This window comes from Saccharospirillum sp. ABV4_185 (assembly GCF_056159245.1).
Genome location: NZ_JBSWUW010000001.1, coordinates 2,800,234 through 2,821,462 on the forward strand (window position 1 = coordinate 2,800,234; position 21,229 = coordinate 2,821,462).

General features: G+C 55.5%; 21 protein-coding genes. 14 read left to right on the forward strand and 7 right to left on the reverse strand.

The window, feature by feature from the left end; all coding sequences use genetic code 11:
* Positions 1–99: 99 nt before the first annotated feature.
* Together ACXAE6_RS13300 and ACXAE6_RS13305 are read right to left on the reverse strand one after the other, a co-directional pair.
* Positions 100–3,177, reverse strand: coding sequence for an efflux RND transporter permease subunit (locus tag ACXAE6_RS13300; protein ID WP_475149012.1), 3,078 nt, complete (start codon positions 3,175–3,177; stop codon positions 100–102).
* A complete protein-coding gene (locus tag ACXAE6_RS13305; RefSeq protein WP_475149016.1) occupies positions 3,174–4,454 on the reverse strand; it encodes an efflux RND transporter periplasmic adaptor subunit in 1,281 nt (426 codons plus the stop codon). Before ACXAE6_RS13305 ends, ACXAE6_RS13300 begins: the two co-directional genes overlap by 4 nt.
* A 337-nt stretch (positions 4,455–4,791) precedes the next feature.
* Between ACXAE6_RS13305 and thrS the strand changes: the two genes are divergently transcribed.
* The 8 genes from thrS (at position 4,792) to ACXAE6_RS13345 (ending at position 10,805) form a co-directional block, all read left to right on the forward strand.
* Positions 4,792–6,723, forward strand: a complete 1,932-nt coding sequence (gene thrS / locus ACXAE6_RS13310) for a threonine--tRNA ligase (RefSeq protein ID WP_475149020.1) — start codon at positions 4,792–4,794, stop codon at positions 6,721–6,723.
* Between the two features lie 48 nt (positions 6,724–6,771).
* On the forward strand, positions 6,772–7,266 hold the full coding sequence (infC, locus tag ACXAE6_RS13315; RefSeq protein ID WP_475151750.1) for a translation initiation factor IF-3: 495 nt from the start codon (positions 6,772–6,774) through the stop codon (positions 7,264–7,266).
* Between the two features lie 166 nt (positions 7,267–7,432).
* Positions 7,433–7,627 (forward strand): 50S ribosomal protein L35, encoded by a 195-nt coding sequence (rpmI, locus tag ACXAE6_RS13320; protein ID WP_108165514.1) that lies wholly within the window; start codon positions 7,433–7,435, stop codon positions 7,625–7,627.
* Between the two features lie 27 nt (positions 7,628–7,654).
* Positions 7,655–8,008, forward strand: a complete 354-nt coding sequence (gene rplT, locus ACXAE6_RS13325) for a 50S ribosomal protein L20 (RefSeq protein WP_108124544.1) — start codon at positions 7,655–7,657, stop codon at positions 8,006–8,008.
* Between the two features lie 131 nt (positions 8,009–8,139).
* Positions 8,140–8,589, forward strand: a complete 450-nt coding sequence (locus tag ACXAE6_RS13330; protein ID WP_475149026.1) for a protein tyrosine phosphatase family protein — start codon at positions 8,140–8,142, stop codon at positions 8,587–8,589.
* A gap of 47 nt (positions 8,590–8,636) precedes the next feature.
* Positions 8,637–9,197 carry a GNAT family N-acetyltransferase gene (locus ACXAE6_RS13335; protein WP_475149030.1) on the forward strand — a complete coding sequence of 187 codons (561 nt, stop codon included), beginning with the start codon at positions 8,637–8,639 and terminating at the stop codon, positions 9,195–9,197.
* 3 nt (positions 9,198–9,200) lie between these two features.
* Entirely contained in the window at positions 9,201–9,743 is a 543-nt protein-coding gene (locus ACXAE6_RS13340; RefSeq protein WP_475149033.1) for a DUF4256 domain-containing protein, read from the forward strand.
* 9 nt (positions 9,744–9,752) lie between these two features.
* On the forward strand, positions 9,753–10,805 hold the full coding sequence (locus ACXAE6_RS13345; protein ID WP_475149037.1) for a hypothetical protein: 1,053 nt from the start codon (positions 9,753–9,755) through the stop codon (positions 10,803–10,805).
* Positions 10,806–10,817: 12 nt separating this feature from the next.
* On the opposite strand, the gene ACXAE6_RS13350 is transcribed toward ACXAE6_RS13345, so the two are convergent.
* Positions 10,818–11,585, reverse strand: a complete 768-nt coding sequence (locus ACXAE6_RS13350; RefSeq protein ID WP_475149042.1) for an SDR family NAD(P)-dependent oxidoreductase — start codon at positions 11,583–11,585, stop codon at positions 10,818–10,820.
* Between the two features lie 127 nt (positions 11,586–11,712).
* Here ACXAE6_RS13350 and ACXAE6_RS13355 point away from each other — a divergent pair, with 127 nt between their 5' ends.
* Both ACXAE6_RS13355 and ACXAE6_RS13360 read left to right on the forward strand, forming a co-directional pair.
* Positions 11,713–12,303 (forward strand): TetR/AcrR family transcriptional regulator, encoded by a 591-nt coding sequence (locus tag ACXAE6_RS13355; RefSeq protein WP_475149044.1) that lies wholly within the window; start codon positions 11,713–11,715, stop codon positions 12,301–12,303.
* Complete coding sequence (locus tag ACXAE6_RS13360; RefSeq protein ID WP_475149046.1) at positions 12,300–12,899, forward strand: class I SAM-dependent methyltransferase; 600 nt, start codon at positions 12,300–12,302, stop codon at positions 12,897–12,899. The genes ACXAE6_RS13355 and ACXAE6_RS13360 overlap by 4 nt, the downstream gene beginning before the upstream one ends.
* Before the next feature lie 24 nt (positions 12,900–12,923).
* On the opposite strand, the gene ACXAE6_RS13365 is transcribed toward ACXAE6_RS13360, so the two are convergent.
* The 4 genes from ACXAE6_RS13365 to purM all read right to left on the reverse strand — a co-directional run bounded on the left by ACXAE6_RS13365 (position 12,924) and on the right by purM (position 16,415).
* Complete coding sequence (locus tag ACXAE6_RS13365; protein WP_475149048.1) at positions 12,924–13,916, reverse strand: 2-hydroxyacid dehydrogenase; 993 nt, start codon at positions 13,914–13,916, stop codon at positions 12,924–12,926.
* A gap of 90 nt (positions 13,917–14,006) precedes the next feature.
* Positions 14,007–14,726 (reverse strand): DUF3108 domain-containing protein, encoded by a 720-nt coding sequence (locus ACXAE6_RS13370; RefSeq protein WP_475149052.1) that lies wholly within the window; start codon positions 14,724–14,726, stop codon positions 14,007–14,009.
* Positions 14,713–15,372, reverse strand: coding sequence for a phosphoribosylglycinamide formyltransferase (purN, locus tag ACXAE6_RS13375; RefSeq protein ID WP_475149054.1), 660 nt, complete (start codon positions 15,370–15,372; stop codon positions 14,713–14,715). Before purN ends, ACXAE6_RS13370 begins: the two co-directional genes overlap by 14 nt.
* The gene (gene purM, locus ACXAE6_RS13380) at positions 15,369–16,415 is read right to left on the reverse strand and encodes a phosphoribosylformylglycinamidine cyclo-ligase (protein WP_475149056.1); all 1,047 of its coding nucleotides are present in this window, start codon (positions 16,413–16,415) and stop codon (positions 15,369–15,371) included. The genes purN and purM overlap by 4 nt, the downstream gene beginning before the upstream one ends.
* Positions 16,416–16,646: 231 nt before the next feature.
* On the opposite strand from purM, the gene ACXAE6_RS13385 reads away from it, so the two are divergent.
* From ACXAE6_RS13385 to yjfF, 4 genes are all read left to right on the forward strand, one after another.
* Entirely contained in the window at positions 16,647–17,588 is a 942-nt protein-coding gene (locus ACXAE6_RS13385) for an ABC transporter substrate-binding protein (RefSeq protein ID WP_475149058.1), read from the forward strand.
* An 88-nt stretch (positions 17,589–17,676) separates the two neighbouring features.
* Positions 17,677–19,176 (forward strand): sugar ABC transporter ATP-binding protein, encoded by a 1,500-nt coding sequence (locus ACXAE6_RS13390; RefSeq protein WP_475149062.1) that lies wholly within the window; start codon positions 17,677–17,679, stop codon positions 19,174–19,176.
* 7 nt (positions 19,177–19,183) lie between these two features.
* The gene (locus ACXAE6_RS13395) at positions 19,184–20,191 is read left to right on the forward strand and encodes an ABC transporter permease (protein ID WP_475149065.1); all 1,008 of its coding nucleotides are present in this window, start codon (positions 19,184–19,186) and stop codon (positions 20,189–20,191) included.
* The gene (yjfF, locus tag ACXAE6_RS13400) at positions 20,188–21,150 is read left to right on the forward strand and encodes a galactofuranose ABC transporter, permease protein YjfF (protein ID WP_475149068.1); all 963 of its coding nucleotides are present in this window, start codon (positions 20,188–20,190) and stop codon (positions 21,148–21,150) included. Before ACXAE6_RS13395 ends, yjfF begins: the two co-directional genes overlap by 4 nt.
* Positions 21,151–21,229: the final 79 nt, after the last annotated feature.

The following is a 21,229-nucleotide window of genomic DNA, read 5'->3' on the forward strand; positions in this document are numbered from 1 at the left end:
GACTCTTGGGAAGGGCTACGGCCATTACCGGCGATTCGCGCCTTGCGGCAGATCCATTTAACCTCGCGCAGAGCCCTGTGCGAGTTGGTCAGAGGCTCCTTAGACCTTGATAGTTTCCGGATCGCCACCGCCGCGGCGGCTGGCGATGCGCGCTTTCAATCGACCGATCTGCAGCAGCAGAATGGGCACCAGCAAGAGTATCAAGAGGGTGCCAAAACCGAGGCCAAAAACCATACCGACGGCGATGGGTTTGAGCAGGGCGGCATCGACACTGGTTTCGAACAACAGTGGAATCAGCCCGGCCATGGTGGTGATCGAAGTCAGAATCACCGGCCGCAATCGCGACAGCGAGGCTTCGACGGCCGAGTCGTAAAGGCTCAGACCATCGTCGTGCAGTCGCCGGAAGACGGTCACCAAAATAATGGCGTCGTTGATGACAATGCCCGATAGCCCGATCAGCCCGAATACCGAAATCGTTGATAACGGCATGCCCATTAACCAATGCCCGATAACCGCGCCGGTCAAGCCAAATGGCACGGTGATTAAAATGGCGAAAGGCCACAGCCAGGATTCAAACACCCAGGCCAGAATCAGATAGATCAGCAGGATGGAAATGCTCACCGCGAGCAGCGTATCGCTGAAGAAGGATTCCAATTCTTCGGCCTGGCCGCTGATTGAGCTGTCCACATCAAAGCGGGCGCTGATGCCGGGCAGTATGGTGTCTTCCAATACCGGATAAAAATCCACCAACTGGTCGCCGTTGTAAGTGGCCGTGACTTCCACTTCCAGCTCACCGTTGCGAGACGTGATGCGATTCAGGCCCTGGTCAAACTGAAAATTGACCAGGCCACCCAGCGGTCGGGTGGTGCCGTCGCTCAGTTGAATCGGCAGATTATCCAGCCAGGCATCGCTCTCGCGCTGACGCTCGATCAGTTGCAACACCACCGGTATTTCCTGATCACCTTCCTGCACCGTGACCAGCGTTTTGCCCGATAACTGACTGGCGACCTGGCTGGCCACGCTGTTCATATCGACGGCTGCGGTTTGGGCCGCCTGAGTCAGACTCATCTGATATTGCTGACCATCCAAAGGCAAATCATCGGTAATGTCGCTGAGCACATCGGAATAGTTCAGCAACTCCGTTTGCAGCGCCAGGGATGCCTGTTTCAGTTCCTGGATATCATCGCCCACCAAACGAATTTCCAGATCGCCACCGCCGCCAGGACCGCGGAAAAAACGACCGCTGGAATAGGCGCGCACGACCGGTGGCAGTTCGAATTCGTTCTGCACGCGCTCCAGTACCTGGGCGTTGCTCAACGCTCTGTCGGTATCGCTGGTCAGCGTCAATTCCAAAGAGGCGCGGTCGGGCTCATCGACGCTTTCAAATTCCTGAACGATGTTGGCGATCAAACCGCCGCCAACCGAAGCATCGATGTTCTCAACCACCGCCTGTAACTGATCGATCGCCGCTTCGGCTTCGGCCAGGGTGGTGCCGTCGAGCATATCGAGGGTGATATTCATGGTCGGCTGGTCGAGCGACGGCGAGGGTTCGAATTGAATGCGGCCGCTGGTCACAGCACCCAGGGTCAACAAAGCGATGGCAAAAACGGCGGCAACAAAGATGCTCGATTGCTGCAACGCCTGTTTGACCAAACGCTGAAAAGGACCATCGCGAAAACGATGAAAGGCGTCTTCAAATTGTTGCCGGCGCGCGCTCATCGGTTTGGGTTTGGCGTTATGGCCGAGGTGACCCGGCAGGATGATAAAACACTCCACCAAAGAGGCGATGATGGCAGCGGTGACGACGGTTGGAATATCGACCAGCAGATTGCCAAAAGAACCGCCGATCAGCAGCAGCGGCATAAAGGCGGCGATGGTGGTCAGGCTCGAGGCAATGACCGCCGGCATCATGCGTTTAGCAGCGGTGCGTGAGGCTTGCTCAGGCGATAAACCCTGAGATTCCAGCGCTGCGGCATCTTCGGCCACGACGATGGCATCGTCGACAATGATGCCGATGGCGATCACAAAGCCGAACAGGCTGATGGTGTTAATGGTGGTGTCGGAATAACCCATAAAGGCGAGGGTGCCCATAAAGGAAACCGGTATGCCGGCCGCCACCCAGAGCGCCAAACGGGTGCGCAGGAAAACGAACAACACCAGCAACACCAATACCATACCGGCGATGCCATTGCTGATCACCAGATTGAGCTGGTCCTGAACCACCTGCCAGATTTCGTTGTATTTGTGCATGCCGACGCCGTAGGGCAGTTCGTCGACAAAGCGGTTCATCCAGTTGTCCAGCAGCTCGGCATTTTCCAGGGTGTCTTCACCAGCAACACGGCTGACTTCCAACTTGACCGCTGGCATGCCGCCGTAACGCAGAATATCGGTGTTGTCATAAGCCTCGCTAATATCCGCCACTTGCGACAGGCGAATCACACCACCGGCGTTTTGCGCGATGATGGCGTCGTTCAGCGCAGCAAGGGTCCAGTCTGGCGAATCAGTTACTAAGGAGGTGCTGTTGGCACCGACGGCCAGAGTGCCGGCGGGGGTGGTATCGAACTGGGCGCGGATACGTTCAGCCAGGGTGTCGAGCGTCAGGCCCAGCGAGCCGAGGGTGGTCAGATCAACATCGATCACTCTTTTGCGCCCGGGCACGCCAGACAGCTCGACCACCGCCACGCCTTCGGCCAGTAACGACTGCTGCGCCTGATAGCCGATGCTGGCCAGATCACCACGCGGCAGATCGCCGTAGATGAGCACCGAAGCCACGGGTTCGGTCACTTCGATTTTTTCCAGATCATCGATGGTCACACCCGACGGCAAACCAATGTTATCGATGGCGTCTTCGAGCGTGGCAAAACCTTCATCGACGCTGAGGCCGTCTTTAACCGCAGCAAAGACTCGGTGACCACCGTTGTAAGAGACGGCACGGACGAAATCGAAGTCGCCGCTGTCCATCATTTCCTGATCGAGCGGGTCACCCAATTGAGTGCGGATGGTGTCGACGTCGGCGTTATCCCAACTGAAGGTGGCGCGCACCAGCGGCAGTTCAAAATCCGGAAACAGCTGCGAACGCACCGACTGCAAACCCCAAATGCCAGCGCCGATGACCAACAGCATCATCAGGTTGGCGGCCAGACGGTGGCGCAGTATCTGATCGTAAAAGCCGCTCATGAAGCGTCACCACTTTGAGTGGTGGCGGCGGTTTCACTGCTTAGGCCGACGCGAGTGACGGGCGTACCGTTGGACGGTTGCGACAGCCGGGTGGTCAGCACCGTTATCGGTTCGTCTGATGATGCTGACCCATCAAACGTCACCAGCGCCCACTGTTTGCCGTCACGTTGTTGATAACCCAGAACCTGGACGGTTTGCATGCTCAAAGCGCCATCGACCAGGCGATACAAACGGTTGTTCTGGTAGATGGCATCCTGAGGCACGGCGTAGCTGCGCAGCGTTGGCAGTTTCAGTTGCAGCTCAATGGTTTCGTTGATCAGTACGGGAATGTCGGGAGGCAGGGCGACTTCCAGTGCCACAGCGCCGGTTTCGGCGGAAGCGGCCAGGCTGGTGACGGTCAGTGGATAGTTGACGTCATCGATAACGGCTTCGGCTTCGATGTCCTGGCCGCGAATACGTCGATAGACCGATAAGGGCACCTGAGTGCGCGCAAAGAGTGAGCTGCGATCCACCAGCGTCATTAAAGGGGTGTCGGCCGCTAAGCGAGCGCCAGTGGCAACATTGATACTGACGACTTCGGCGTCAAAAGGGGCGGTGGGTTGCAAGTCATCAGCGTCGGCTTGAGCTTGCTCCAGCGCGATGCGCGCCTGCTCCAAATCGGCCTGTTGTTGAACTAATTGGTCGGCATAAATATCAACGGTCAACTCGGCGCTGCGCAATGCCTCTTCGGCAGTCTGTAAACTGGCGGCGTTGGAGTAACCCTGGTCGTTCAAAGCCACTTCGCGTTGATAGCTGGCGCGAGCATTGGCCAACGCCGCCTGATTCACCTGATGCTGGCGTTCGGCGATGCGAATCGCCGCTTCTTGTTGGGCGACCGCTGCCTGTTGCTGGCGCAGCGTCCATTCGATGGAGTCGGCATTGAGTTCAAGCAGCGCATCGCCGGCGCTGACGGTTTGGCCGGCCTGGACGGCGATGTCGATCACTCTGGCTTCGGCCGGGACGGTCAGTGTTTCCTGTCGTTTGGCATCGACCTGAGCTAACAGTGGAGTGGTGGGGGCGTGATCGTCCAGTACCACATCAATGGCTTCAACCTGGACAGTGTTGCTGCTGGCGTTGCTGCGTCCCCAGCGCGAACCGGCCAGACCGGCGCGCATGCTCATAGCGGCATTGCCACCACGCTGGGCGCCACTGTCGGAACCGATCGGGCTGCTCATCAATAGATAACCGCCGGCACCAACGGCCAGGATGACCGCGACTATGATCGACTGCTTTTTCATTCACTACTCCCAAGGTGCCAGGGTGCTGACCGGCCAGTCACATTAAAAAAGATCGAAGAATTGCGCGACAGTTTAAGGAATAAAGATGCAGAGAAAATGCAGCCCTGCGGTCAATAAACCGTAAACACAGGCTGGTTATCGGGGTGACCGCTCGGTTTCGATCAGGTAGACTGCCCAGCTCGTTTCAGTTGGGTCAAGGCTTATTCAGGCCGTCCGTTGAAATGTTGGTCCGATACGGTCCCTTGGTAGGGGTAGGTCGGGCCAGAGCTAAACCATTCAAAACCTGAAATATCCAACATGTGGCCCTTGGTAGGGGTCACCACTGAAGGAGTGCATCATGCCTGTTATTACCTTGCCTGACGGCGCCAAACGTTCGTACGACGCCCCTGTTTCCATTATGCAGATCGCCGAAGATATCGGTCCTGGCCTGGCTCGCAATACGCTGGCCGGACGCATTAATGGTGTGCGTGTCGATGCGGTCGATGTGGTCAGCGAAGATTCCGATATCGAGATCATTACACCCAAGGATGACGATGGTCTGGAAATCATCCGTCACTCTTGCGCGCATTTGCTCGGCCATGCGCTGAAACAGCTCTATCCAGATGCCAAGATGGCCATTGGCCCGACCATTGAAAACGGCTTCTATTACGATGTCGATCTGGATCATCGGCTGACTGAAGAAGATCTCGACGCCTTGGAACAACGCATGATGCAGCTTGCCAAGACCGACTACGAAGTGGTGCGCCACAAGGTCAGCTGGCAGCAAGCGGTGGATACCTTCCGCGAGCGTGACGAACCCTACAAGCTGGAGATTCTTGAGCAGAACATCAGCCGCGATGATCAGCCGGGTTTGTATCATCATGAAGAATACATCGACATGTGCCGCGGTCCGCACGTGCCGAATATGAAGTTCTGTCATCACTTTAAATTGATGCGTGTGTCTGGCGCTTACTGGCGTGGCGACAGCAGCAACAAGCAGTTGCAGCGTATTTACGGCACTGCCTGGGCCGATAAGAAACAACTGAAACAGCATCTGACATTTTTGGAAGAAGCGGCCAAGCGCGATCACCGTAAGATCGGCAAGAAGCTGGATTTGTTCCACCTGCAGGAAGAAGCACCGGGCATGGTGTTCTGGCATCCCAATGGCTGGACCATGTACCAGGTGATCGAGCAATACATGCGCGCCAAGCAAAGGGCACATGGTTACAACGAAATTCGCACACCGCAGATTGTTGATCGTTCCTTGTGGGAAAAATCCGGTCACTGGGACAAGTTTGGTGATGACATGTTCACCACTCACAGCGAACATCGCGACAACGCCATCAAGCCAATGAACTGCCCGTGTCACGTTCAGGTGTTTAATCAGGGGCTGAAGAGCTACCGCGATCTGCCGCTGCGGTTGGCGGAGTTCGGTTCCTGCCACCGCAACGAAGCCTCCGGTGCCTTGCACGGCATTATGCGCGTGCGCGGCTTTACTCAGGACGATGCGCATATTTTTTGTACTGAAACGCAGATTCAGCCGGAAGTGGCCAAGTTCATCGACATGCTGAACGAGGTCTATTACGACTTTGGTTTTGATGACGTCATCCTGAAGTTGTCGACTCGTCCGGAAAAACGCGTCGGCAGCGATGCTGACTGGGATCGCGCCGAAGCGGCCCTGGCCTCAGCGCTCGATGCGACAGGAAAACCTTGGGAAATCCTGCCTGGCGAAGGCGCCTTTTATGGTCCGAAAATCGAATTCACGCTGAAAGACAGTCTGGGTCGGATGTGGCAATGCGGCACCATGCAGGTCGATTTCTCGATGCCGGGTCGGCTTGACGCCCAGTACGTGGATGAGCAGGGTAATCGTCAAACACCGGTCATGCTGCACCGCGCTATCCTGGGCAGCTTTGAGCGTTTCACCGGTATTCTGATTGAGCAACACGCCGGCGCGATGCCGCCCTGGCTGGCGCCGATCCAGGCAATGGTCTGCAATATCACCGATGCCCAGGCCGATTTCGTCAAATCGGTTCAAAATCGGCTGATTTCCGCTGGGTTCCGGGCAGATGCCGACTTGAGAAATGAGAAGATCGGCTTTAAAATCCGCGAGCACACGATTCAGAGAGTTCCTTATTTGCTGGTTATTGGCGATAAGGAAGTCGAAAACGAGGCCATAGCGGTCCGTACCCGAGATGGGAAGGACCTGGGCACCATGTCAGTCGACGCCTTTATTGAACGTCTGACTGCCGATGTCGCCCAAAAAGGCCGTCTGGTAACAAACGGAGAGTGAGTTATAAAACGCAACGCGAGAGGCGCCAAACCTACCAATCGTCATATTATTAATGAGCAGATTCAGGCGGACGAAGTCCGTCTGATCGCGGAAGACGGCGAACAGCTCGGCATTGTATCGCTGGCCGACGCCATTGCGCGGGCTCAGCAATCCGAACTGGATCTGGTACAGATCTCTAATGCCGACCCCGTGGTCTGCAAGATCATGGACCTGGGCAAGAAGCTCTACGAAGAGAAGAAAGCCAAGGCCGCGGCTAAGAAGAAACAGGTTCAGGTGCAGGTGAAGGAGGTGAAATTCCGCCCCAACACCGACATTGGTGATTACAACGTCAAGTTGCGTAACCTGACCAAGTTTCTGGAACACGGCGACAAGGCTAAGGTAACGCTGCGTTTTCGTGGTCGTGAAATGGCTCACCAGGAAATCGGTATGGAACTGCTGCAGCGGGTCGCCAACGATCTGGAAGATCTGGCGACCGTTGAACAGCGTCCCAAGATGGAAGGTCGTCAGTTGACTATGGTCATGGCGCCGACCAAGAAGAAGTGAGGCTGCCTTAGGCAGCATCCCGAAGTGGTTCGCCACTTCGCACGTGGACGACGACTCTGCTTGAGTCGTCGTTTTTTAATGGCAACCGTTAGCTCCCGGATCCGGTGTTACATCGAATCCAGAAGGGATGCAAAGCGGTTTTCGGAAGTAGATCGGGAGATTGAAAATGCCAAAAATCAAGAGCAATTCCGGCGCTGCGAAGCGTTTTAAGAAGACAGCGAATGGCTTTAAGCACAAGCAGTCTTTCCGTAACCACATCCTGACCAAGAAAAGCACCAAGCGTATGCGTCATCTGCGCGGCACCCAGCAAGTTGCTGAGTCCGACGTGCCTTTGATCAAGCGCATGTTGCCTTACGTTTAACGGTCACCGGACTAGGAGGAAAGATAAATGGCACGTGTTAAGCGGGGCGTCATCGCCCGTCGTCGTCACAAAAAGATTCTGAAGCAAGCCAAAGGTTATTATGGTGCACGTTCACGTGTATTCCGCGTAGCCAAGCAGGCGGTCATCAAAGCAGGCCAATACGCCTACCGTGACCGTCGTCAGCGCAAGCGTCAGTTCCGCGCTTTGTGGATTGCTCGTATCAACGCTGAAGCTCGCGTGAATGGTCTGTCTTACAGCAAATTCATCGCTGGCTTGAAGAAGTCGTCCATCGAGATCGACCGTAAGATCCTTGCTGATCTGGCCGTTCACGACAAGGTCGCCTTCACCGCCCTGACCGAAAAAGCCAAGGCTGCTGCCTAAGCTTAATCGGTTCCGGTGATTGAAAACCCGCCTATTGGCGGGTTTTTTTATGGCAGTTTGCCGCCTTTAGCGCTAGTGAAAATAACACGGCTTGAGTAGTCTGAAGCTTTCGGCTAACAGACCTCTGGGTTATGGATTCCATCCGCAATTTTGTTCAGCTAACGCCCAATATCGGCAGTGCCGGCCAGCCAAGAGCAGAACAGTTTCAGTTGATCGCAGACCAGGGTTACCGTCATGTCATTAACCTGGGATTGTCTGATCACAGCGATGCCGTTGTTGACGAAGATAAGCGACTTGCCGATTTAGGCCTGAATTACTTTCATATTCCCGTGCCTTTTGATCATCCCAGGCCGGAGCAGGTGCGGCGGTTTTGCCTGTTGATGGACATGCTGTGCGACGACAAGGTGTTGGTGCATTGCATCATGAACTATCGGGCGTCGGCGTTTTTGTACCAGTATCTGACCAAACTGGCAGGCTACGATGAGGCCGGTGCCCGATCGCCGATGCTGGATAGCTGGACACCACCTGCAGTCTGGCAGGAACTATTGACCTGGACTCGCCAGGACATTGGTTTGGTATAGCGCGATCAAGATGAATCGATAGATTTGCAGACTGGTCGTTCACGAAAATGCGCGATTCAGCGAAATCGGCCCCAGTCGTTGAGGCAAGGTGGATGTCAGAAAACATAGCAAGTGACCGCTTGATGTATCGACCCTTGGTAGCTACCGATTGGATAGATTTGGCGGCCATCCTTGCCAATGTTGAGCATCTGCGGTTTAGCCAGTCGCTGACGACAGCCGAAGATCAGCAGCGATATTTTCACCAGCTGGCCAGTCAATGGCAGCGCTTTGGTTATGGTGCCTGGTTGATTCAACAGAAGTCCTCAGCAGCCATCCTGGGTTGGGGCGGCATTATCGTCGATGAGCAAGAACCTGGTTGGGGACCTGAGTTAATTTATTATCTGGCACCGGATCAATGCGGTTATGGCTTTGCCACAGAATTGGCAAAAACGGCCGTTACCTTTGCGCTGGAACATCTGGAATTGCAATCCATAGCGGCGTTTGCACATCCGAACAACCTGGCTTCCAACCGAGTTCTGGTGAAGGCGGGATTTGAATATCGAGACTATGTAGCGTCTTTAGATCGGCATTACTATTGCTTTACCCAAAGGATTGTAACGGAGGTTTAATCGATGGCAGATGCCAAGCAAGATCTTATTACTTTATTGCACCAGCGCTTTGAAGCCCATCCTGAGCGTCATTCAGGTATCGACTGGCCAGAGGTAGTGACACGTTTGCTCGCCAATCCAGCCAAGCTCAATATCCTTGAGCAAATGGAACAAAGTGGTGGTGAACCCGATGTCATCGCCTACGACGATTCTGTTGATGGTTATGTGTTTTGTGACTGCTCAACGGAGAGCCCGGCCGGGCGGCGCAGCCTCTGTTATGACGATACCGCCTTGCAGGCACGTAAGAAAAACAAGCCCAGTGGCAGCGCTATGGATCAGGCTTTGGCGATGGGTATTGAGTTACTGAGTGAAGCCGATTATCGCTATTTGCAAACGCTGGGTGAGTTCGATCTGAAAACATCGAGCTGGTTGGTGACGCCGGACAATATCCGTCAGCGCGGTGGCGCCATCTTTGGAGACCGTCGTTATGATCAGGTATTTATTTATCATAATGGTGCTGACTCCTACTACGCGGCGCGCGGTTTCCGTGGCCGGCTAGTTGTTTGAGAGGGAAAGATGAAACCATTCGCGTTAGTGGCTTTGGTTTTTATGATATTGAATGCCTTGGCCGCCGAGTGGGAAAACCCCAGCGAACGTTACAGCGATGCCTATAAAGCTTACCTGGATGCGCGTTGCCCCATTCCGGAAGACGGTATCGAGCATTTTGTCTATTTCGCGCGTGATCGTGATGCGCTGCAAGAACATCCGTTGCTGACGTCCGATGGTTTTTCCGGTGCTCAGATTATGTACAGCTGGCGAGAGCTAGAACCGCAACGCGGCCAGTACGATTTCTCCGCCATTGAGACGGATCTTGCTTACCTGCAAGCGCACGGCAAACAACTCTTTGTGCAACTGCAGGACACCACCTTTTACGATATCTACGTGGCCGCGCCAGAATACCTGCTCAGTGAAGAATTCGATGGTGGATTGGTGCAGCAGTATACCGACGATGGCGAATCGGAAGGTTGGGTAACCAAGCGTTGGAATGCCGGTGTTCGCGCCCGTTTTGCGGCTTTGCTGACGGCTTTGGGTGAGCGTTTTGATGGCGAAATCGCGGGCATTAATTTGCAGGAAACAGCCATCGGCGTGAGCAACGAAACTGATCCAAGCTTCACACCCCAAGGTTACGTCGAGGGCTTAAAAACCAATATGCAGGCGCTGGCGGATGCTTTTCCCAATTCCATCAAATTACAGTACGCCAACTTTATGCCGGGCGAATGGCTGCCTTGGGAAGACGAAGGTTATTTGCGCTCAATCTACGAGTACGGCAATAACATTGGCGTTGGCCTGGCGGGTCCGGATTTAATGGTGCAGCGCAAAGGTCAGTTAAACCACACCATCGCCATGATGCACGAACATGACTACAACGTACCCCTGGGCATTGCCATCCAGGATGGCAACTATATTGGCGCCACCAATTCCGATCGCGTCGTCACTGATCGCGCCAATATCGTGCCGTTATTGCATGCCTTTGCTGAAGACTTTATGGGCGTGTCACTGATGTTCTGGAGTAACCAGGAACCTTATTTCAGCGAAGATGTGCTGCCCTGTTTTACTGCTCAACGTTGAGCACTTAGATCCCTACCAAGGGTTCGGTCCGTTTTCACCCGTGAAGGTGAAGCCTGAAAAGGTGCCGGTCGGGCCATCGTCATCCAGTAATGCCAGGCGCACTGCTTCGGCCGCGCCCTCTTTGACGGTCCTGTTGCCATAGAAGTTATTAAACTCAGTCGCAGTAGGGCCCGGGTTGGCCGCGTTGACTTTAATGCCGCTGTCTTCGAGCTCAATAGCAAAGGCCAGAGTGAAGGCATTGAGCGCTGTTTTTGAGGGTCCATAGAGGGCGCCAAAATGCGCTCGCATCGGAAAGTTCGGATCGGCATGAGCGCTGAGGGAACCCGCACCGCTGGAGACCATAACGATGCGCGCCGCCGGCGCCTGACGCAGCAAGGGCAGCATTGCCTGGGTGACCGCAAAGGCACCGAAGACGTTGGTCTCAAACATCTGCCTGACGTCGTTAATGGACGCCATGCTTGGTTTGGCTGCCTGGGTGATTTCTTCCAGCGATAAGCTGCCCGTGCCGGCATGAGCAATGCCCGCATTGTTCACCAGCACATCAAGCTGGCCATAGGTTTTGGCGATCTGCTGTTTGGCGGCTTCGATGGAAGCCGCATCAGTAACGTCTAGTTGAATCGCCTGAGCCTGTGGCCCCAGCTCTTGTGCCGTTTGTTGTCCTTTACTCAGATCACGCGCGCCAATCAGCGCGATAAAGCCATGCTCGATCAACTCCACTGCGATCTGGCGGCCGATGCCTTTGTTGGCACCGGTGACGAGTGCAATTTTCTGGGTAGTCATATTTTTTCCTCTGGGTTATAAGCGGATCATTGTTCCGAATAATATGGATCAAAGTTCCGTTTTGCAAATAAATGGATCAACGTTCCGTATTTTGGCAGAATGGCAGGCATCAGGAAGGAGGGACGTTGTGAGTCAGTCGGAGTTCAGCGGGCCAGCAAAGACGCCCATGCGGGCCGATGCCAAGCGCAGTCTGGAGGCTATTTTGACGGCCGCTTTGGCGGTGTTTGCCGAATCGGGTGTCGATGCGCCGGTACGGGAAATTGCCCAGCGCGCAGGGGTCGGAGTGGCTACCCTGTACCGTCGCTTTCCGCAACGATCAGATTTGATCGTCGCGGTATTTCAGCGTCAGGTCGATGCTTGTGCTGCAGCGGCACCCGAGTTGGCGCAACAATATGAACCCGCCGATGCGCTGGCGCATTGGCTGCAGCGTTACGCTGATTTTATTGTCACCAAGCGTGGTCTGGCGGCCGCTTTGCATTCGGGCGATCCTGCCTATAGTGCATTGCCTGCATACTTCGATGCGCATTTGCGCCCGGCACTGCAAAGTCTTTTGGATGCGGCCATTACCGCCGGTGAGGTGCGCGACGATGTTGATCCTGATGAACTATTGCGCGCGGTTGGAAACCTTTGCTTGTCTGCGAAAGAAGATCGTTTGGATACGGCCCGACGCATGGTCAGCTTATTGGTCGATGGCATGCGTTACGGAGTGGGCGAATGACACCGGAGCAGATTGGTCAGGCTTACGACGGTATTACTCACCTCTGGCGACGCGACGACTTTAATCGTGACAATGGCATGGCTGCACACCGTCGAGCTTTGGGCTTTGTCGAGGGGCGAGGTGCGGCGCTTGATGTGGGCTGCGGTTGCACCGGTCGGTTTATCGACTGGTTGCAAAGTGAAGGTTTTACCCCGGAGGGCGTTGATGTCTCAGGCCAAATGATTGAACTGGCGCAGCAAAAGCATCCGCAACTGAGCTTTTATCATCAGGATATTTGCCAGTGGCAATTACCGAAGCGCTATGACTTTATCACCGCCTGGGACAGCATCTGGCATATTCCACTGAGCGAGCAGAAGCCGGTGTTGACGAAGTTGGTGAATGCACTGGAGCCGGGCGGGGTGTTGCTTTTCAGTTGTGGCGCAACGGATGAAGCGGGCGAGCATAGGGACGACTTTATGGGGCCGGAGGTTTCGTATTCGTCACTGGGAGTGAATGGTTTCTGGCAATTGTTCAGTCAGCTGCCGTGCCGGATACGTCACTTCGAAGTCGATCAGTATCCGGAACTGCACGCTTATTTTATTGTTCAGAGAACCTAGTCCAGAGAATCTAGTCCAGAGAACCTAAACCGAGACTTCGTGCATCTTGTCGAAGTCGCCTTTGTCGAACGCATCCAGGTTGCCCAGGGTGACATCGGCAATGGCCGCCAGCGCTTCCTTGGTGAAGAACGCCTGGTGACCGGTGACCAGCACATTGCGGAAGGTCAGTAGGCGGGCGAAGATGTCGTCGCGCAGGATGGTGTCGGAATTATCTTCAAAGAAAAGATCCGCTTCTTCTTCGTAAACATCCAATCCCAGATAACCCACCTTGCCGGATTTCAGGGCTTCGATAACGTCCTTGGTTTCTATCAGAGCGCCGCGGCTGGTGTTGATGATCATCACGCCGTCCTTCATCTGTGCCAGGGTATCGGCGTTGATCAGATGGCGGGTAGCGGGCATCAGCGGGCAATGCAGTGAGATGACATCGCTTTCAGCCCAGAGTTGTTCCAGCGGCACATAAACCGCGCCGGCTTTTTCGACCTCTGGATTAACGTAAGGATCGCTGCAGATCACCCGACAACCGAAACCGGTCATGATGCGCATAAAGGCGGCGCCGATCTTGCCGGTGCCAATGACGCCGATGGTTTTATTGTGCAGATCGAAACCGAGCAGGCCGTGCAGTGAATAATCGTTTTCGCGTACCCGGTTAAAGGCGCGGTGGGTGTTGCGATTCAAGCCCAGAATCAAAGCGACAGCGTGTTCAGCGACCGCATAGGGCGAATATTCCGGTACCCGGGCGACACGAATACCCAGTTTCTGCGCGGCGGCCAGATCGACGTTGTTAAAGCCGGCACAACGCAGTGCAATCAGCTCCACGCCCTGGCGGTGCAGTTCGCTCAGGGTGTCGGCATCAACGGTATCGTTCACGAAGCAGCAGACCGCTGTGTGGCCCTGGCTGAGGGCGGCGGTCTGTGGGGTCAGGTGCGCTTCAAGGTAGTTGAATTCATGCCGGCCCTGGTTGGCGGCGTCCAGCGAATGTTGGTCGTAGGCTTTACTGCTGAAAACGGCGACTTTCATAGCGGCTCCTTGTCTGACTTCACAAGCCTTACTATACCGGCCTTAAGCAACCGCGTAGTTAACCCAGGTCAATTAAGAAGTTAACCCAGATCAATTAAAGTGGATGCGCTCGCCGTCGAGTATCAGGCCGGTAACACGGAATTCTTCGCGTATCTTGCCGTCTTCTTCGCGGGTAAAGCGCAGTGGGACAAAGCCCAGCTCTGGCGCAATCCAGATGCGTTTGCGTTCTTTGCGGCGCAGTGGCGCGGTCTGATCAATGATCAAGGTATCGACGCTGCCGCCGGCAATGCGCAGACGCTCTTCGCCGACCACACGGAAGGCAAAATCGTCGACTTCGTCTTCACGGAAGACATCGAATTCCATCTCACGCACGCCCGCTTTCAGACGTTGCTGTAGCACCAGTTGGTAGCCCAGCGCATCGTAAACACTGCTGCTGACAGGCTCATTGACGTCTTCACCGTCGACTTCACCAACCACGCGTTGTGCCAGATGGTCGAAGGTCAGATGTTGGCGTTCCCGCGACCATAAAACCTTGGTGTCGGAGCTATAGCGCAGCGGCCGGATATCGCCATCGACTTCGGTGGTCCAGCTGTCTTCGCGCAGATGAATGCCGCGCGTTTCGGCATAGAGTTGATAGTGCCATTCTCCCGCGTCGTTTTGCTGCAAGCGAATGTGACCGTCGGCGCTGATATCGACCAGGCCATAGCGGGTAACTTCTATTTCGGCTTCGAATGGGACGAGAGGTTCTGCCAGGGTGGTTAACGGCAGAAACAGCAGTGCGGACAGACTGAATCGTTTAAGGTTCTTCATGATTGGCAGTATCCAGCAGACGACCGGTGTTGGGAAGGGGGGCTCCGTCGAGAAGTGCCTGATTGTTGACCAACGTCAAACGATTTTCGGCAAACCATCGAACCACGCTCGGATAGAGTCGGTGTTCCTGGGCCAATACGCGTTTGGCCAGATCACTGGCAGTATCGCCGGCTTTAATGGGCACACTCGCCTGGGCGATGGGCGGACCACCATCGAGCTCGGCGGTGACAAAATGAACCGTGGCGCCAGCTTCGTTATCACCGGCATCCAGGGCGCGCTGGTGGGTGTGCAAGCCAGGGTATTTGGGCAGCAGGGACGGGTGAATATTGAGCATACGTCCCTGATAACGCTGTACAAAGCCGGCGGTCAGAATGCGCATAAAACCGGCCAGGGCAATCAGGTCTGGCTGATACTGATCGATGCGCTCGGCGAGAGCCGCGTCGAAGCTTTCGCGGTCGGCAAAGTCACGATGATCGATCACCTCGGTTGCGACACCGGCTTGCTGCGCCCGCTGCAGGCCGAAGGCGTCGGCCTTGTTGGCGATGACAGCGACCACGTCAGCGGGGATGTCGCCGTTGCCACAGCCATCGAGCAAGGTCTGCAGGTTGCTGCCGCCGCCACTGATCAAAACAACCAGTCGGGTCACGCCAGCGGACCATCCAGAATAACTGCTTCGTTGCGACGGCTTTCGATCTGACCAATGACCAGCGGTTTTTCGCCGGCAGCGTGCAGAATGTCCAGAGCGTTGTCGGTTTGATTCGCGGCCACAACCAATACCAGACCAATGCCACAGTTAAAGGTCCGCGCCATTTCCCGGTTACTGATGTTGCCCGCTTGCTGCAGCCAGTCGAACACTGGCGGCCGTTGCCAACTGCTGGTATCGATGCGAATGGCGAGTGAATCCGGCAGTACGCGTGGCAGGTTTTCATAGAAGCCGCCACCGGTGATGTGCGAGATAGCGCCGACCTGATGCTGTGCCAGCAATTGCAGTACCGGTTTAACGTAGATACGCGTTGGCGCCATCAAGGCATCGGCCAGCGTTTGCTCACCCAGGCTTTGCTGCAAATCGGCACCGGAGACTTCCAGTACCTTACGAATCAGCGAGTAGCCATTGGAATGCGGGCCGGAAGAGGGCAGACCAATCACCTTGTCGCCCGGGCGCACCGAGGTACCGTCGATGAGCTTGTCTTCTTCGGCAACGCCGACGCAAAACCCGGCCAGATCATAGTCTTCGCCCTGATACATGCCCGGCATCTCAGCGGTTTCGCCACCGACCAGGGCGCAGTTGGCCTGGCGGCAACCTTCGCCAATGCCTTCAACCACCTGGGCAGCGATGTCGACTGACAGCTTGCCCGTGGCGTAGTAATCGAGGAAGAACAGCGGCTCGGCACCGCAGACAATGAGGTCGTTGACGCACATGGCGACCAGGTCGATACCGATCTGGTCGTGTCGATCCAGATCCATGGCCAGACGCAGTTTGGTGCCAACGCCGTCGGTACCGGACACCAGGACCGGCTTGCGGTAATGGCTGGGGATTCGTGTCAGCGCGCCAAAGCCACCCAGACCACCGATGACTTCGGGGCGACGGGTCGATTTAACCGTGTCTTTAATGCGTTCAACCAGGGCATTACCGGCGTCGATATCGACACCTGCATCTTTGTAACTGAGGGATTTGGGCGCGTCCGTCATTCTATGGCTCCGTCGGCGGGCGGTGGCTAGGCGCGCGGATTGTAGCAGGCCCGACGCCGGGAAACAGCTTGACCATCCGGTCAACTTGGCTCGACTTCCTTGGCTTGATCGAAACGGACGTTTATTGGTCAATCAAATTTGTAATATAAAATATTATATTATATATTTTTCGAGCGATTTGTTTGAGCCGTACGTCGCACCAACAACAATAAAATAGAATTGAGGCTAACCATGAAAAAGACCGTCCTGGGCCTTGCCCTAACTTCGCTCCTTACCCTCTCACAGTACGCTGCTGCCTTAACCGTTGGCTTTTCTCAGGTCGGTTCTGAGAGCGGCTGGCGCACAGCATTTTCCGAATCCATGATTGCTGAAGCCGAAGAGCGCGGTATCGACCTGCGTTTTTCTGATGCTCAGCAAAAACAGGAAAACCAGATCAAGGCCATCCGTAGCTTTATCGCTCAGGGTGTCGATGCCATCGTCGTCGCACCGGTGGTTGAAACCGGCTGGCGTCCAGTCTTTATGGAAGCTCGCCGCGCTGGCATTCCCGTCTTTATCGTTGACCGTAACGTCGATCTCGGCGACGACAGTCTCTACGTTACCCGCATCGCCGCCGACTTCTCCAACGAAGGCCGTGCCGCTGCTAACTGGCTGATGGACGAAACCAACGGCAACTGCAACATCATCGAACTGCAGGGCACCGTGGGTTCCAGTGCTGCGCTTGATCGCATGGCGGGCTTTGGCGAAGTGATTGCCGATTACCCGAATGCGAGCATCATCCGTACTCAGACCGCTAACTTCACCCGTACTGAAGGTAAAACGGTGATGGAAGCCATGCTCAAAGCCGAAGATCCGGATGACATCTGTGCGGTTTGGGCACACAACGATGAGATGGCACTCGGTGCGATTCAGGCCATGGAAGAAGCCGGTCTGAACCCGGGTGAAGACATTCTGGTGGTTTCTGTTGACGCTGTGGATGACATCTTTGTCGCGCTGCACGAAGGCAAAGCCAACGTGTCTGTTGAGCTGAGCCCGCACCTGGGTGAGCCGGTGTTCGATGCCGTTGAAGAGTATATGGATGGCAAGCGCGATTTCGACAAGTGGATCATGATGGAAGGTCGCATCTTTACTCAGGATAACTACCTCGACGAGTACAATCGCCGCATGGGCAACTAAGCCCGACTAATATCGCCATCAACAACAATAAAAGAAGGTGAGTTCGCCCGCGTGATCGCCGGTCACGCAGGGCGAACATAGTGCGACTATGGATAACGAAAATCTGGTTTTATCGCTGCAGGGTGTGGTGAAGACCTTTCCCGGTGTCAAAGCGCTGAATGGTGTCGATTTCAAACTCAGAGCAGGCGAGATTCATGCTTTGTTGGGTGAGAACGGCGCGGGCAAGTCGACACTGATCAAAGTGATGACCGGGGTGTATCGCCGCGATGCCGGTGACATCCATCTCAATGGCCAATTGATTCATCCGACCAGTACCGGTGACGCCCAGGCTCTGGGTATCAGCACGGTCTATCAGGAGGTCAATCTGGTACCGAATTTATCGGTTGCCCAGAATCTGTTTTTGGGGCGTGAACCCAAACGCTGGGGACTGATCGACTGGCGCACGCTCTATCGCCAGGCGCGCGATCTACTGACCGATTACGATCTGGATATCGACGTTACCGTGCCGGTGTCGCAATACTCGGTGGCCGTTCAGCAATTGGTCGCCATTGCGCGTGGTGTGTCCATGTCAGCCCAGGTTCTGGTGCTCGACGAACCTACCGCCAGTCTCGATTCCGATGAAGTAAAAACCCTCTTCAATATCATGCGCTCCTTGCGTGAACGGGGTATTGGCATTGTCTTTGTGACCCATTTTCTTGATCAGGTTTATGCCGTTTGCGACCGCATTACCGTGTTGCGTAATGGCAGTCTGGTCGGCGAGTTCGAGGCCGCCAAACTGAGCAAGCACGACCTGGTCAGCCATATGCTGGGCAAAGAGTTGAGCCAATCGCTCAGCGCGCCCCATAAGCCGAGCGCTGCGGCCGATGCCGGTGGTCTGCTGAAATTGACCCAAGCCAGCAGTACTGAACTGGAACCGATGGATTTGAGCGTTGGTGCCGGTGAAGTAGTGGGTTTGGCAGGTTTGCTGGGTTCTGGCCGCACCGAAGTGTGTCGGCTGGTATTCGGTCTGGATCATCTAGCCAGCGGCCAGCGCGATGTCTGTGGCAGTCCGGCGAAGTTTCGCAGCACTCGTCAGGCGGTGCTGGCGGGTATCGGTTTGTGCCCAGAAGACCGTAAGCGCGATGGCATCTTTGGTCCGATGTCGATTCGCGAAAACATCATTATGGCGCTGCAAAGCAAGCGTGGCTGGTGGCGTTACATTCCCATGGCGCGGCAGAAAGCCCTTGCCGAGGAATACGTTAAGGCGTTGAACATCGCCACTTCCGACATCGACAAACCCATCGACCAACTCAGTGGCGGTAACCAGCAAAAGGTGATTTTGGCACGCTGGCTGGCCGCCAAGCCCAGCTTGTTGTTGCTCGATGAGCCGACGCGCGGTATCGACGTTGGCGCCCATGCTGAAATCATCCAACTGATTCGCCAATTGTGTCGCGATGGTTTGGGCTTGTTGGTGGCTTCGTCCGAGCTGGACGAACTGGTGGAATTTTCCGATCGGGTGGTGGTACTGACGGATCGTCGTAAGGCCGCCGAAGTCAGTGGCGCCGATGTCACTCAAGAACGCATTTTGCAGTCCCTAGCCGAAGGCTGAGCTGATCATGACTTTACTGAATCTCAGCGCCGATGCCCGGCGCTATATCTGGCCGCTGGCCGGACTGGCGGCCTTGCTGCTGGTCAATCTGGTGGTGACACCGGAGTTCTTTCATATCGATATCATCGACGGGCGCCTCTATGGCAGCTTGATCGATGTCGTAAACCGCGCGGCGCCAGTGGCTTTACTGGCCATTGGCATGACGCTGGTAATCGCCACTGGCGGTGTGGATCTGTCGGTCGGCTCGGTGATGGCCATTGCCGGGGCGGTGGCTGCGGGTTTGATCGTCAGCGGCGTCGACAATGTGGTGGTGATCGTGGCCGGTGGTCTGCTTGCCGGTATTGCCGGCGGCCTGCTTAACGGCATGCTGGTCGGTTTTCTCGGCATCCAGCCAATCGTTGCGACCTTGATTCTTATGGTGGCCGGTCGTGGCGTGGCGCAGTTGATCAACGCCGGTCAGATCGTCACTTTTCACCATCAGGCGTTTGGCTTCCTCGGTTCCGGTCATCTGTTTGGCCTGCCGTTTCCGATCATTATCGTGGTGCTGGTGTTTGTCTTGCTGCAATTGCTGATGCGCCGTACGGCTCTGGGTCTATTCGTTGAGGCGGTGGGTTGTAATAGCCGCGCCAGTCAGTACGTCGGTATTAACCAGCGTTTGGTTAAGTTGATGGTGTATTGCATTTCCGGTCTGTGTGCGGCCTTTGCCGGCATGATCGCCACGGCCGACATTGCCGGCAGCGACGCCAATAACGTCGGTCTCTGGCTCGAGCTCGATGCCATCCTGGCGGTGGTCATTGGCGGCGCCAGCTTAATGGGCGGCCGCTTTTCCATCCTGTTGTCGATCATCGGCGCGCTGATTATTCAGGCGTTGAGCATCACCATCATCATCAGCGGTGTTCCGCCCAAATTTAATCTGCTGATCAAGGCTGCGGCGATCATCATTATTCTGTTGCTGCAATCGCCTCAGTTCCATCGGCAGATGACCTTGTTGCGCCAGACCTGGAGATCGGCATGACGCGTCATAAGTTTTTTCCGTTATTCGTTACCCTGGCGTTGTTTCTGTTGATGTTCTCGACCGGCGCTATCCAGTTTGAAAACTTCGGCACGCTGCGGGTCTTTGTCAACCTGCTGACCGACAACGCCTTCCTGCTCATTACCGCTGTGGGTATGACCTTCGTCATCCTCTCTGGCGGCATTGATCTGTCGGTGGGTTCTACCATCGCCTTGAGTGGTGTCATGATCAGCGTGTTATTGACCCACTTTGGCTGGCATCCGATTCCGGCCTTTATCCTGGTGCTTGGTTTCGGGACCTTGTTCGGTGCCACCATGGGCGCCATCATCCATTTTTATCGGTTGCAGGCGTTTATTGTGACGCTGGCGGGGATGTTCTTTGCCCGCGGTCTGGCGCAGGTCATCAGCTCGGAATCGCTGCCGATCAATCATCCGTTCTACGACACTATCGCCATGGCCGGTTTCAGTCTGCCGGGTAATGCCTGGCTCGATACCAGCACCATCATCAGCCTGGTGGTGCTGGTGTTGGCGATTGGACTGGCTAACTTCAGTCGTTTTGGTGGTCGCGTCTATGCCATCGGTGGCGATGCGCACTCGGCCGCCTTGATGGGTGTGCCGATGGCGAGCACCATTATCGGGGTATATGCGCTGAATTCCTTCCTGGCGGCGCTGTCCGGTATCGTTTTCAGTTTCTATACCTTCTCCGGCTATTCATTGGCAGCGGTGGGGGTGGAGCTGGATGCCATCGCAGCGGTGGTGATCGGCGGGACTCTGCTCAGCGGCGGCCGGGGTTATGTCATTGGCACCCTCTTTGGCGTACTGATCATGGGGGTGGTGCAGACCTACATCTCCTTCGATGGCAGCCTGAGTAGCTGGTGGACCAAGATCGTCATCGGGTTGTTGCTGTTTATCTTCATTGCGTTGCAAAAGGTGATGTCCAGTCGGCAGCATCAACTGGCCTGATGGTCGTGCAATAAGCAGGCAGGTGGTGTGGCCTGGTGCCTGATTTTCTCATCGTCCTCTGTCACAATAGCGCTCTTTG

Coding starts and splice junctions, on each gene's coding strand:
- ACXAE6_RS13335 (WP_475149030.1), top strand. CDS start 8,637: ATGCGCGATTCAGCGAAATCGGCCCCAGTCGTTGAGGCAAGGTGGATG.
- ACXAE6_RS13345 (WP_475149037.1), top strand. CDS start 9,753: ATGAAACCATTCGCGTTAGTGGCTTTGGTTTTTATGATATTGAATGCC.
- ACXAE6_RS13305 (WP_475149016.1), bottom strand. CDS start 4,454: ATGAAAAAGCAGTCGATCATAGTCGCGGTCATCCTGGCCGTTGGTGCC.
- ACXAE6_RS13330 (WP_475149026.1), top strand. CDS start 8,140: ATGGATTCCATCCGCAATTTTGTTCAGCTAACGCCCAATATCGGCAGT.
- purM (WP_475149056.1), bottom strand. CDS start 16,415: ATGACGGACGCGCCCAAATCCCTCAGTTACAAAGATGCAGGTGTCGAT.
- yjfF (WP_475149068.1), top strand. CDS start 20,188: ATGACGCGTCATAAGTTTTTTCCGTTATTCGTTACCCTGGCGTTGTTT.
- ACXAE6_RS13365 (WP_475149048.1), bottom strand. CDS start 13,916: ATGAAAGTCGCCGTTTTCAGCAGTAAAGCCTACGACCAACATTCGCTG.
- ACXAE6_RS13340 (WP_475149033.1), top strand. CDS start 9,201: ATGGCAGATGCCAAGCAAGATCTTATTACTTTATTGCACCAGCGCTTT.
- ACXAE6_RS13300 (WP_475149012.1), bottom strand. CDS start 3,177: ATGAGCGGCTTTTACGATCAGATACTGCGCCACCGTCTGGCCGCCAAC.
- thrS (WP_475149020.1), top strand. CDS start 4,792: ATGCCTGTTATTACCTTGCCTGACGGCGCCAAACGTTCGTACGACGCC.
- ACXAE6_RS13385 (WP_475149058.1), top strand. CDS start 16,647: ATGAAAAAGACCGTCCTGGGCCTTGCCCTAACTTCGCTCCTTACCCTC.
- rpmI (WP_108165514.1), top strand. CDS start 7,433: ATGCCAAAAATCAAGAGCAATTCCGGCGCTGCGAAGCGTTTTAAGAAG.
- ACXAE6_RS13390 (WP_475149062.1), top strand. CDS start 17,677: ATGGATAACGAAAATCTGGTTTTATCGCTGCAGGGTGTGGTGAAGACC.
- rplT (WP_108124544.1), top strand. CDS start 7,655: ATGGCACGTGTTAAGCGGGGCGTCATCGCCCGTCGTCGTCACAAAAAG.
- ACXAE6_RS13350 (WP_475149042.1), bottom strand. CDS start 11,585: ATGACTACCCAGAAAATTGCACTCGTCACCGGTGCCAACAAAGGCATC.
- ACXAE6_RS13370 (WP_475149052.1), bottom strand. CDS start 14,726: ATGAAGAACCTTAAACGATTCAGTCTGTCCGCACTGCTGTTTCTGCCG.
- ACXAE6_RS13360 (WP_475149046.1), top strand. CDS start 12,300: ATGACACCGGAGCAGATTGGTCAGGCTTACGACGGTATTACTCACCTC.
- ACXAE6_RS13395 (WP_475149065.1), top strand. CDS start 19,184: ATGACTTTACTGAATCTCAGCGCCGATGCCCGGCGCTATATCTGGCCG.